The following is a 12,265-nucleotide window of genomic DNA, read 5'->3' on the forward strand; positions in this document are numbered from 1 at the left end:
GATATTATTAAATAGTTCGTTACTGATCTTATGGTATAATTATTTCAAAAGATTTCTTCGTTTCAACTCATAAATAAATATATCGATCTTTTTGTCATAATCATGTTTTAAATAACATTCTTTCTGTCCTTCTAAAGCTATTTTTTCTCTTCCTTCTTTATTATTTAAATATCGATCTACCATTCTTAAAGTAGCATAAGGACTTTCACTCCACGTCAAATGCTTTTCATTTGAAAAATACCTTTGAATTGCTGGCGTATGTTGTGTTAAATAAAAACCTCCACAGCCCAAAATTTCAAAAGTTCTCATACTCATCATGGTACTAGAATTAGCAACAGAATGCATTCCAAGAGCAATTTTAGCTGTGGCATAGGCATCTGGAAGCTCTTTATAATCACAGTAGCCCCCATAATACTTTTTATCTAGAACAAAACTTTGAGAAGTATCAAACCACCAATCGTTCCCATAAACCTTAATGTCATAACCTCTTTGTACTAAGGGCTTTAATATAATATCTATTCCCTTTTTTCTTGAAGAATGCTCAGTATAATTGTTTCCTATAAAGATTATGTCATGATTAAATTTAGAGTTAAACTTGCCCTTATAATGAAAGTCCTTGTTGCATCCAAACATCATGAACACAGCACTTATACCATACCTTTTATATTTTTGAATACACTCAGCTGCTGTGGTCATACACATTTCAGACATTAATGCATGCTTTAGTGAAATGTGAGTGAAATAAACAGGATCTTCTATAGCCCAATATACATAGGGTAAAGAATAATATTTTAAAACTTTAAACATTTCATTTAAGTTACACATTATACACATGCCTGCATTCAATACGATATCAGGTTTAAATTGTTCTATTTCTTCTCGAAGTGCATCCAGCTTTCCCTTATTTATTTCAGCATAAAGTGATGTATATCTGACTTCAATACCCTTTTTTATCATAGCAGCTGCAAATCCATATTGAAAAATAGGTGCATCCTCCAAAAGAAGAATTCTCATAGTAACCCTCCATTTCACCCATTGATTGAACAATGTTTATTGCTTCTACAAAACTCTATTACCTTATATATATTATATGTTTAATAAAAAAAATGGTGAATAAAGTCTTGAATATCTAGATTTAACGCCTTTACACTTAACTTTGATACGGATAAAACTCATTTTAATAAAATTGAGTGACTTAAATTATATTAATAAAATTTTATTAAATTTCATATATATTAATACAACTCAAATTATGTATAGTTATTTTTAGTAATTATAAAGGAAAGGTTGATTTATGATTTATAAAGATTTGCCTTGTATTATAAGTAACTCACAAAATATTATTTATAAATTTTGGTTAGATTCTTTTAATAATTTAAATGTAGAAAATTACGATGAATCTAATATTAATAATAGTACTAGATTCATCTATAAGCACTCGGTACTGGATTATTCTGTAGATATAGATGATATGGATAGAATTCATATCATCTATACAAATAAAGACGGTATTTTAAAATACTCAACTTTAGATTCGCCAAACGTTGAAAAAAACATAAGTAGTGTGTCTTCTAAAGATTATAAATTTGATTATCTTACTATAAAACTTATATCCTCTAGCATTCATGTTTTTTACATGGCACAAAGCAAATATGTTATCGATAAATGGAGTATAAATCATAGTTTCCTATACAACAATACATGGAATTCTAAGAAACTAGATGAAATATCTCTTATAAAAAAATCAGTACCTTATAGTATTGATTTTTATAAGAATAATATTTATATTTTTTATTCAACAAACTCACAGGATCAGTATTCCATACAAAAATTTAATATGAAATTTAACATGTGGTCAACGACTGACACAAATATACTTCTTACAAATTGTCAGGATGCAGAATTATTTATAAATAGTTTAGGTATAGGTACTATATGTTATAATTCATATATTTACAGAAATACCAATACATTATTAAAGTTTAAAGATTTTAATATTAATAGCTCTATTTGGTCTGATGGATTGCCAGTTAAAACTAATACTTATGATCTTTTATTACCGTCTGTATTATGCAGAAGTGATGCAATATTTTTATTTTGGCAAGATAACGATACATTACTATTAAAAAGGTCTCTTTATGAAAATAGTGGCTTAGACGAGAAAAAATTAATATTATATAAAGATATAATATCTAGTTGTCAATATATAACTAATAAAAAACTGCAATACACTACCAAAAGTAATTTTCTATTCTTTATGAATACAACCCCTCCTTATACTATTTTGGAACATAATACTGTAAAAGAATTTCTAAAGGTTGATTTTAAAAAAATTGAGCAAAAATTTAACCCTCTTAATGGGCCACTAAAAGAAACCTTAAAAATAATTACTCAAAATAGTAATTTGAATAATAGAGTTATAGACAATAATGAACGAATTTCTCATCTAGACAATATTAATGTGTCAGATTTAGAATTCAATGATATTAACTTTATAGGCCCTAATAACTCAGGACTTAGTAATTTTAAAGATAAAACTAGCAAAAAAACTGTTAGTGTTAATGAATTAGATATTGAATTAAAATGCTCAAAAATAGAAAAGTTAAAAAATGATCTTTATCTAAAAGAAAACGAGGTTGAAGAACACAAAAATAGTCTTATATTAAAAGACAATGAATTAAATCGACTTGAAAATAATCTCAGCTTAAAGAATAGCGAATTAGAGCAACTTAAAAGTAGTTTTAATGCAAATAATAGTGAATTAGCGCAACTCAGGAATAGTATTAATATGAATAATAATGAATTAGTACAACTGAAAGATAGTATTAGATTAAAAGATAGTGAGCTAGAACAACTTAGAAATATCGTTAATGTGAAGAACAGCGAAATTGAACAACTTAAAAATAATCTTGTTCAAAAAGAATCTGAGCTTAAGGAGTTAAACAGTTCCTATGCTTCACTAAAAGATTTAGTAAATGAAGATGAGTTATTAATACAAAATCTTAATATTAAAATAGAAAAGCTTGAACTTAAACTGCAATCCAAAGACAAGGATACAGACAATTCAGAACTACCAAAAAAGAAAAGTTTTATGGATTTATTTAAAACTTAAAGGACCAATTATTGGTCCTTTAAGTTACTTTTATATAGGCATATTTAGATCCATTTTTAGTTATTTTATATATGCCTTTTACTCTCATAGCTCCAGCTTTAATCTCTGTTTTTATTACTTGCATATCCTTTTCCTTAAATTTTATAGACTGAGTACATCCTGCTGAAAGAGTGCACGGAGTGGATACAAGTTCAACTTTATATCCCTTTCTTAAAAGCTTATTAAATAAAAATACAGCTTGGTTATGTGAAGCAAAAACTAACAAATATTGAGATTGTTCATTATACACATTTACCAACTCCCAACTAGAGCCCTTTTCTCAACCAATATATATTTTGTAATATATCAAGGTTAATATTATCCCTTAATAATATTATATTGTCTGGAGATATAAATGTGACTAGCTCCTCTACATTATGTTCTGCTAAAAATTTAAAAGTTAGCTCATATACCTGTCTAATATAATCTTTATCATCAATTTTGCCATTATATATATATATATTTACAAAGGCTTTACCTTCCTTACTAATTACATTTATAAAAAACTTATCTTTTTCTAAACTACCTTCATAAATATTACTCTTACTTTCAAATCGCGCTGGCATTATCTTACCTATGCCTGTGTAATCCATGTCAATATGTTTAACTTTTATTATATCTCCGATAACAGGTAGATTATTGTAATTCTTTATATTTACCCTTGCTTTGCAATTTTTCCATATACACATATATCCCATATCTTTAATTTCTTCTAAAGCCTTGTTTTCCTTATCATTGTCATATTTAAAACTTATAATTCTATCAAAATATTGTATGTTCCTATTTTTTAGCTTTTGTGTTATAAGTTTTTCAAACTTTTTATAATACTTACTATCTTCATTACTTTTAAACCCCATAAAATGTAAAAAACCATATTTCCCAAAATCCAACTCATTCTCATAACTTATAAAAGCATAGGCTACAACTTTATCCGAATCATACAATTCAATTAGTTCAGTTTTATCCTTTAACATTATAAGCTTATATTGACTCATATTATACTTATCTTCCATAATTCTTCTTTTTTCTTCTATGTTGCTATAACCTTTTATTGTTATCTTATGAGGTGTTGCTCTATTGGGATTTTTATTTATTAAATCATATATTTTTGATAACGTATATAGAAATTCCTCATTCTGAATGAGCTTAAGTAACTCTTCATCTTTTTTATATTTATCATAAAACTCTATTGCTTTTACTTTTAGTTCTTCCCCAGTTATAGCATTTTTCAATTCTTCCATTAATTTTCCCCCTCCAAATAATAACAATTTAGAGCAGACAAGTGCCTGCTCTTTTTAAATGCTATATTTATTTAGCTATTTGAACAGTTTATATCCTCATATTGGTATGGAAAGAAATCTTCTGGGAATGGAGTCAGAGTAAAATCTATAAATCTTTCGCATACATTATCTTCTGGTGGTGTTATATATTCTTCACATTCAGGAGGTGCCGGACAATATCCAAATGCTGGTATTAAAAGTTGCACTTCTCCTACTACTTTGTATACTATGAATACTCCCACTGCAAAGTTCAGTACTCCATTTATAAAACTAGGATTATTTAAAATCTCTGATCTAGTTTCTACAACGATATTAAAACTAAACTCATCTCTAGCTTCTGGAATAAATAATATTACATCCTTATCAATATCTGGTAGGAATCCATTAATTTCTCCTGTAACTCCTGCTGCGTTTCTATATTCTATAGTATAAGGAACTCTTAACACAAATTCTACTCTTGAGAAATTTGGTCTTTCAGGTATTGGCACCCTAACTTCTGTTCCTGGTACTATAAAACCATTACCAAATGATATTTTTTCTATTACAAATGGTCCTCCTGTAGTAGGAAAACTATCTACAGTAACATTAGGGAAGCAAACCCTTTGCTGACAATGTGCAAAGACTTTATTAGTTATAATACATACAGATTCAGAAATATCATCTAACTGATAACTGTCAGTTAAATCAATAGGATCTCCTGGAGAAATTAAAGAACCTTCGTAAGTTCCTATTATACCTATAGGAGCACCTGTAAATCCACCAATACTTCCAATTAGGACATTTGTCAGAGGATCTATCATATTTACACTTAAATTTGCAGAGTTTGTTACATATAACCTTGTTTTATCAGGTGACAAGATTACTCTTTGAGGACTTCCACCTAATGCTATAGGTGTTAATGGTGTGCCAGCTAGTATGTTTACTGGTATTATACTTCCTGCTGTATTTGCAACATATAAGATATTACCAAATACTACAAGACCATTTGGTACCACACCTACTCCTAATGGTATATTATTTAAAATTGAATTATCAGAAAGATTTATTTCACTTACACTTGCACTTCCTGAATTTGATATATATGCCTTAGTTCCATCGCTGCTAAATAATATAAAATTCGGAGCTATTCCTGATGATATCTTACCTACCTCTCTTAATGTTAATGTGCTAATTATTTTTACTGAATTATCTCCAGTGTCTACAACATACAATAAGTTTCCACTATTATTTAGTTTTATATACTGCACATTAGTAAAACCTGTTATGGTTCCTATTAGTGATCCACTTAATAAATCATTTACAGTAACAGTTGTTCCAGTAGATGCATATAGTTTGGCATCTTCAGGCCATACATCTAAAAAACCATTATTTGGAATGTTGTAAGTTTTAACTGTACCATTAATACATATAGCTGATATTGTATTTGAACCTGCATTAGCTACATATACACGATCATCAGTATCATAAGTTGCACGTACAACTTCTGCAGCTCCCAATCCTGTGTTAATTGTTTTAATGATCGCATTAGTAAATTCATCAACAATGGATATACCTCCATTGTTAGATACAAAATATCTAATTCTCCTTGTTAAATCAGATACAGGCATTAGGTCATTCCTCCTCTAAATTATTTTAATTACAATTTTCCTACTACATTAACTTTTTAGGTGGATAAGATAAGAAAAGCATAGCTTTCTAATATCAATATATGAATTAAATTAAGTTGTGTTACTGATTTTAATATAAAAATTATTTATTTTTTACAAAAGAAATTATTAACTATGATTAAGTAGTTTTCATATTTATATGTACTTCAGAATAATATTTACTAATATGAGCATAATGACTAATTCGAAAATTAATGTGTTTTGAATTGATTTAATAATTATCTCTTTTTACCAAAGTGGGGTGTAAAATGTGATTTATAATAATAGATACTGTTTTGTAGTAAGAAACTCTAAGAGCATATTCTATAGATTTACATTAAACAATCACAAAAATCTATTCTTGCAATCTTATAACTATAAAGGGATTACATCTTCATCTGTATTTAAGGAAAGTATTATTAATTTTTCTGCTGAGATTGATTCACTAGATAAAATTCATATACTATATGCTTCTGATGATGGAAATGTAAAATATACTGCATATCCATCAAACTTTCACAAAGATATTAATTTGTTTAATTTTGATAATAAAGTATTTAATATACCTTTTCTTTCATTAAAAACAGTTGAATTTAAACCACATATTTTTTACATATTGGAAAACAAGCTTCAACCTTCTCATAAGAGTATTTATCATGGATTTTTGGAAAACAATACTTTTCACAATACAAAAATTGAGGATATTACTTTTTCAAAATATATATATCCATATATAGTAGATGTGGAGAATAACAACATTTATATATTTTATTCCAAAAATCACAATAACTTTACACTTAAAAAGTTTGATACTTGTTTACGAAATTGGCAAACTTATGATGATAATATTTTTATACCTTCTGCTAATAATGCTAATTTTCTTATCAATGATAAAAACACTGCATTACTTTGCTATAATAGCTCATTTAATAAAAACATTCAGACATTTGTAAAATATAAAGACTTAGATTCCTATAATTCTCAATGGTCAAATCCCATTATGCTTTCAGATGGAAACACTAATTCAGCTCATGCAAGTATCGTAAATAAAAATGGAAACTCATATGTTACTTGGGAAGAGAATGGACAAATTGTGTATAGAAAATCCCTTTTTGGTAAAGATGACTGGGAAGATAAAAAAATTTTAGCACAAAAAAAAGATAAATTTTTTACAGGTATATATTTAAGCAATCATCAAACTGATAAAGATTACAAAAGTATATTTACTACTATTGATATGGGTTCTTTTCCTTATCCCGTAATAAACCTTGAAGGGAATACTGCAAGTTCATTTTATATAGATAAGAATTCTTCAAATAATTCTCTTTTTATGCCTATAAATAATTTGACATCAACTTATAATAGAAAAGAGAAAAAGTTTATACAAGAATTACAAATCTTGCTTGCTGATAAAGATAAAAAAATTATAGAATTATCGCAACATAATCTAATCTTAAAAAATGAACTTGAAATAAAGAATAATCAATTAGAAAATCTAATTAAAAAATTAGAAAAAAGAAACTGGTTTCAAAAGCTCTTTAAGAATAACTCATAAGTCCGGTATTTATCCGGACTTTATTATTTATATCTTCTAAATACGAGTATACTCATAGGTACCATTTCTATTAATCATTTTATAAATATCTCTAATTATAACTTTATTTCTTTTCGCCTCTTCTTTAATTTTTTTAATATCTTCTTTTGTAAACACTATTGATTGACTACATCCCCTAGAAATTCTACATGGTGTTGAAACTAATTCCACATTACATCCTCTTTTTAATAGTTCATTATATAGTAATATAGCTTGATTATAAGATTCAAAGATTAGAAGATATTTGAATTCATTTTCCTCCATTTTATCAACTCCTGAATTTTCGTTATTATTAATCTAAACAGCTTATCTAAATTATAAATATCGCTATTTATAATATATTATGTAAGTAAATATTATAAGTTCACATACATTAATATTAAGTTTACTTCTTTAATAAAATAACGGTTTAAACAGTAACACATTATATCTTATTACATAAAATGATATTGAGTTAGTATTAATAATTACTTTTTAAAGGAGAGATAATAAGTGAAGGAAATTTACGAAATAATAACAAAAATAGAAGACATATTTAATGAGCAAGCAACTACCGACTTAAGTGAAGAAGAAAAAGCAGACCTTGAAAGCTTACTTAATATTGTTGAAGTACAGATAGAAGATAGTAATATTCAGGTAGGCGCTACTACCTCTTCCTCTGCATGTTGCAATCAAGTACCATTTTGCTGCACCGTAGATATTCCTAATCAATTTAATTTAGTAAATATTAGTGATCCAACAATTAATTTTGTTAGCTGCTTAAGCTGTGTAACAGGGCAACCATGCAACTTCCAAATTCCTTTAAGTAATTGTAATCCAATTACTGTAAGTGTATTTCCTATAAAAGCTACTGGTTGCATTCAATTTATTATACACGCAACTGCTCAATTCGATAATGCTTGTACTGTCACAGGCTTTGGCAACACATGCCCATCTAAAAATGGTAAGGCAGATATATGCTGCCAAGGTTCCGTATGCATAGATCAGATTATTAATTTTACATCAAATTCTACGCCACAGTCTAATCCTATACCTTGTGATGTAATTCAGGTTTGTTTTAATAGCCCTGAAATAATAAATTGTGTTACTGGAGTTCAAACAAGTGGTAAATCTATAAGATTTAGCGGACGATTCATACTTCCAACAACTTGTCCTCCACCAACAACATGTGTACCAACAACATGTCCGCCAACTTGTGTGCCAACAACAACATGTCCGCCAACAATTTGTCCTACAACAACGTGTCCACCAACAACGTGTCCTCCGACAACATGTCCGCCAACTACTTGCCCTCCGACAACGTGTCCACCAACAACATGTCCGCCAACTACTTGCCCACCATGCTAAAAATATATAAAATCATAATAATATAAAAAACATTTAGTCCTTGCTTTCTGCAAGGGCTTAATTTTTTTAATAGAAAAATCCTCACTTTAAAACTGTGAGGATCTTTATTATTAAAAATTTATTAATTTAACCTTATAGAAATTTAACTAAAATAAAATATTAAACTTTTCAAAGAAAAAATCATCATCATATACACGTTCTCTAAAATACTGCTCTCTTTGTTTTAAAATTAAATCTAAATTCTTTTTTATATCCGCTGATGCAGTTGAAAAAAAGAAATCATTTTTTGCTATATTTATAGTCTTAATAATACGCTCTTTTTTAAAATGAGAGTAGGCAATGCACAGCATGTTATAAGTCACATTAGCTGTAGTTACCTGATATGGATGCCTAGGTCTAAAAAGATGCTGTACTTTCACTTCAGGATCAACTATAGTCTTATAACCATAGAGCCATGCTTTAAAGCATAATTCCTCATCTTCCTTACCCCATACCTGAAAAAAGTGATCAAAACCTCCTATCTTTTCAAAAGCCTCTTTGGTTATACCAAATGCACAGCCACATGCAATAGGAATTTCTACTATATTCCCTGGATTGCTTGTTAACCAGGTAATTTTAAGTTGATTATCCCATGTCTGACCGTAGCCTGCCGATGTTATATTTGACATATCTACAATACACGGAGCCACCAAGTCAGCATTACAATCTTTTAATGTATTTACCAAGCTGTCTAACCATCCATCCGGTACCTTTACATGAGCATCACAAAAAAATAAGTACTTTCCTTTCGCAGCTTTTCCCCCGGTGTTTCTAGCTTCAGCAGCTCCCACATTATTAGTTTTTACTAAAACAATATCTTTGTAGATATTTTTATTTAAATCCGAGCTTAAAAATTCTGTACTTAGGTCCACAGAAGCGTCATCTACTACTATAATTTCAAAACTTAGTGAATTTTTGCTGTTCATTATAAAATCTACTGTTGATTTTAAGTTATTCACTTCATTTTTACAGGGAATAATAACAGAAACATCAATTAAACTTTCTGATTTAGACAATAACTTGCTCAAACCCCATTCTCCTTCTCATATTTTTAAATCCACACTAATCTAGTATATGAGTAATGTGTAAAATTGTTATTTTTAAAAAGGAATATTAAATTTATCAAAGAAAAAGTCATCATTGTATATGCGTTGTTTAAAATATCTTTCTCTTTGTTCAAAGATTATTTCTAAATTACTCCTTATGTCCTCTGCCGCAATAGAAAAAGCCAAATCATTTTTTACGATATCTATAGTCTTAATAATACGTTTCTTATTAAAATGTGAATAAGCAAGACATAATATATTAAAAATTATATTAGATGTAGTTATTTTATATGAATGCACACTTTTAAAATAATGTTGTACTATCACCTCTGGGTTAACTACAACCCTATAACCATAGAGCCATGCCTTAAGACATATTTCAAAATCTTCACTTCCATATATTTGAAAGATATGATCAAATCCGTTTACCTTTTCAAATACTTCTCTTGTTATTCCCAAAGTACATCCACAGGCAAAAGGAATTTCAGTTATTTTGTTACACCTGTTTGTTAACCATATAGCTCTAAGTTTATCGTCACAAGTCATTCCATACGCAGGCTCTAAAGTATTTATCATATCTATATCAGTTGTATTCACAATACATGGAGCCACTATATGAGCATTATTATAATTTAGTGTATTTACTAAGTTGTCTAACCATCGTACCGGTACTTTTACATGCGCATCACAAAAAAATAAATAGTTTCCTTTAGCAGCCTTAGCCCCAGCATTTCTTGCTTCTGCCACACCTTGCTTATCCGTTTTAATGAGCACAACATCTTTGTAAATATCTTTATTTGAGGAAGATGTTAAGAACTCTGTGCTAAAGTCACTAGAACCATCATCTACTACAATAATTTCAAAATTAATAAAGTTATTAGAACTTATTATAGAATCCACTGTTGACTTCAACGTATTTACTTCATTTTTGCATGCGATGATAATAGAAACATCTATCGACTTGCTCAAACTATACTCTCCCTTTCACATTTTTATTTAATCCTACACTAACTTATTTGCTTTCATATATTCCTTTTATGGCTTTAACTATACTTTCTATATCTTCATTAGTATTAAAATATCCTGGACTTATTCTTACAGTTCCCGATTTATTCGTACCTATTACACCGTGAATTAATGGAGCACAATGATACCCTGTTCTAACGGCAATCCCTTTTTTATTTAATAAATATCCCACTTGAGAGCTATCTATATTTTCTAAAGCAATTGATATTACCGAGCTTCTATTTGTATGATAAGCTGGTCCATATATTTTTACATAATCAATCTTTTTTAGTTCTTCAAGCAAATGCTCTGTCAGGTTTTCCTCATGTTTTTGGATATTTTTTATTCCAGTTTTCTCAATAAATTTGATTCCTTCACATAAGCCAGCTATTCCTGGGGTATTTAACGTTCCACTTTCAAATTTGTCAGGTAGAAAATCTGGTTGGCTCATAGAGTTAGAATTACTTCCAGTTCCCCCTTGCTTAAAATCACTTAAATTAATTCCTTCTCTTATATACAATCCACCAGTTCCTTGTGGTCCAAATAGACCTTTATGGCCTGGGAAAGCTAAAATATCTATATTATCGCTTTCTACATCTATTGGGATAGCTCCAGCACTTTGAGAAGCATCCAAAATAAATATGATGCCTGACTTCCTTGCTATAGCTCCTATACTATTTATATTCTGAATAGTTCCCAATACATTTGAAGCATGATTTATTATGATTGCTTTTGTATTCTTTCTTATTTCCTTTTTTAAATCCTTTATATTTAAATACCCAAGTTCATTAACTCCGAGTAATGTAACTTCTACACCTTGTTTTGATAGATAATTTAAAGGCCTCAGCACGGAATTATGCTCAATTACCGTACTTATGACATGGTCACCTTTTTTTACTACTCCCTTTATTCCTATATTAAGCCCCTCAGTAGCGTTACTAGTAAACACTATATTGAGCGGATTTGAAATGTTGAATAACTTGGAAATGCACTGTCTTGTTTCCATGATTTTAGATGATGCCTTTAAAGCCATGTCATGAGATGCCCTGCCTGGATTAGCAGCATAATTTTTCATACATTCTACAACTGCGTCATATACTCCATCAGGCTTAGGAAAAGACGTAGCTGCATTATCTAAATATATCATAAATTCCTCC

Annotated in this window: 11 protein-coding genes; 3 read left to right on the forward strand and 8 right to left on the reverse strand. The window is 28.9% G+C overall.

Going from position 1 to position 12,265, the window contains the following annotated elements; all coding sequences use genetic code 11:
- Positions 1-39: 39 nt before the first annotated feature.
- Positions 40-1,014 (reverse strand): CgeB family protein, encoded by a 975-nt coding sequence (locus tag ACZ5N4_RS23290; protein ID WP_464204862.1) that lies wholly within the window; start codon positions 1,012-1,014, stop codon positions 40-42.
- 280 nt (positions 1,015-1,294) lie between these two features.
- Here ACZ5N4_RS23290 and ACZ5N4_RS23295 point away from each other — a divergent pair, with 280 nt between their 5' ends.
- Positions 1,295-3,112 (forward strand): hypothetical protein, encoded by a 1,818-nt coding sequence (locus tag ACZ5N4_RS23295; protein ID WP_464204863.1) that lies wholly within the window; start codon positions 1,295-1,297, stop codon positions 3,110-3,112.
- A gap of 19 nt (positions 3,113-3,131) precedes the next feature.
- On the opposite strand, the gene ACZ5N4_RS23300 is transcribed toward ACZ5N4_RS23295, so the two are convergent.
- The 3 genes from ACZ5N4_RS23300 to ACZ5N4_RS23310 all read right to left on the reverse strand — a co-directional run bounded on the left by ACZ5N4_RS23300 (position 3,132) and on the right by ACZ5N4_RS23310 (position 6,038).
- Positions 3,132-3,401, reverse strand: a complete 270-nt coding sequence (locus ACZ5N4_RS23300) for a putative Se/S carrier protein (protein ID WP_464204864.1) — start codon at positions 3,399-3,401, stop codon at positions 3,132-3,134.
- A gap of 16 nt (positions 3,402-3,417) precedes the next feature.
- Positions 3,418-4,392: a hypothetical protein gene (locus ACZ5N4_RS23305; RefSeq protein ID WP_464204865.1), complete on the reverse strand. Its 975-nt coding sequence runs from the start codon at positions 4,390-4,392 to the stop codon at positions 3,418-3,420.
- A 71-nt stretch (positions 4,393-4,463) separates the two neighbouring features.
- Positions 4,464-6,038 (reverse strand): YncE family protein, encoded by a 1,575-nt coding sequence (locus ACZ5N4_RS23310; RefSeq protein ID WP_464204866.1) that lies wholly within the window; start codon positions 6,036-6,038, stop codon positions 4,464-4,466.
- Positions 6,039-6,348: 310 nt separating this feature from the next.
- Between ACZ5N4_RS23310 and ACZ5N4_RS23315 the strand changes: the two genes are divergently transcribed.
- On the forward strand, positions 6,349-7,632 hold the full coding sequence (locus ACZ5N4_RS23315) for a hypothetical protein (protein ID WP_464204867.1): 1,284 nt from the start codon (positions 6,349-6,351) through the stop codon (positions 7,630-7,632).
- 36 nt (positions 7,633-7,668) lie between these two features.
- On the opposite strand, the gene ACZ5N4_RS23320 is transcribed toward ACZ5N4_RS23315, so the two are convergent.
- Positions 7,669-7,935, reverse strand: a complete 267-nt coding sequence (locus ACZ5N4_RS23320) for a putative Se/S carrier protein (protein WP_178909104.1) — start codon at positions 7,933-7,935, stop codon at positions 7,669-7,671.
- A 228-nt stretch (positions 7,936-8,163) separates the two neighbouring features.
- On the opposite strand from ACZ5N4_RS23320, the gene ACZ5N4_RS23325 reads away from it, so the two are divergent.
- The gene (locus tag ACZ5N4_RS23325; RefSeq protein WP_464204868.1) at positions 8,164-9,018 is read left to right on the forward strand and encodes a hypothetical protein; all 855 of its coding nucleotides are present in this window, start codon (positions 8,164-8,166) and stop codon (positions 9,016-9,018) included.
- Between the two features lie 146 nt (positions 9,019-9,164).
- On the opposite strand, the gene ACZ5N4_RS23330 is transcribed toward ACZ5N4_RS23325, so the two are convergent.
- From ACZ5N4_RS23330 to ACZ5N4_RS23340, 3 genes are all read right to left on the reverse strand, one after another.
- Positions 9,165-10,085, reverse strand: coding sequence for a glycosyltransferase (locus ACZ5N4_RS23330; RefSeq protein WP_464204869.1), 921 nt, complete (start codon positions 10,083-10,085; stop codon positions 9,165-9,167).
- A gap of 72 nt (positions 10,086-10,157) precedes the next feature.
- A complete protein-coding gene (locus ACZ5N4_RS23335; protein ID WP_464204870.1) occupies positions 10,158-11,072 on the reverse strand; it encodes a glycosyltransferase family 2 protein in 915 nt (304 codons plus the stop codon).
- Between the two features lie 43 nt (positions 11,073-11,115).
- A complete protein-coding gene (locus tag ACZ5N4_RS23340) occupies positions 11,116-12,255 on the reverse strand; it encodes an aminotransferase class V-fold PLP-dependent enzyme (RefSeq protein ID WP_464204871.1) in 1,140 nt (379 codons plus the stop codon).
- Between the last annotated feature and the right edge of the window lie 10 nt (positions 12,256-12,265).

Source organism: Clostridium nitrophenolicum (assembly GCF_055391695.1).

Coding starts and splice junctions, on each gene's coding strand:
- ACZ5N4_RS23290 (WP_464204862.1), bottom strand. CDS start 1,014: ATGAGAATTCTTCTTTTGGAGGATGCACCTATTTTTCAATATGGATTT.
- ACZ5N4_RS23295 (WP_464204863.1), top strand. CDS start 1,295: ATGATTTATAAAGATTTGCCTTGTATTATAAGTAACTCACAAAATATT.
- ACZ5N4_RS23305 (WP_464204865.1), bottom strand. CDS start 4,392: ATGGAAGAATTGAAAAATGCTATAACTGGGGAAGAACTAAAAGTAAAA.
- ACZ5N4_RS23310 (WP_464204866.1), bottom strand. CDS start 6,038: ATGCCTGTATCTGATTTAACAAGGAGAATTAGATATTTTGTATCTAAC.
- ACZ5N4_RS23320 (WP_178909104.1), bottom strand. CDS start 7,935: ATGGAGGAAAATGAATTCAAATATCTTCTAATCTTTGAATCTTATAAT.
- ACZ5N4_RS23340 (WP_464204871.1), bottom strand. CDS start 12,255: ATGATATATTTAGATAATGCAGCTACGTCTTTTCCTAAGCCTGATGGA.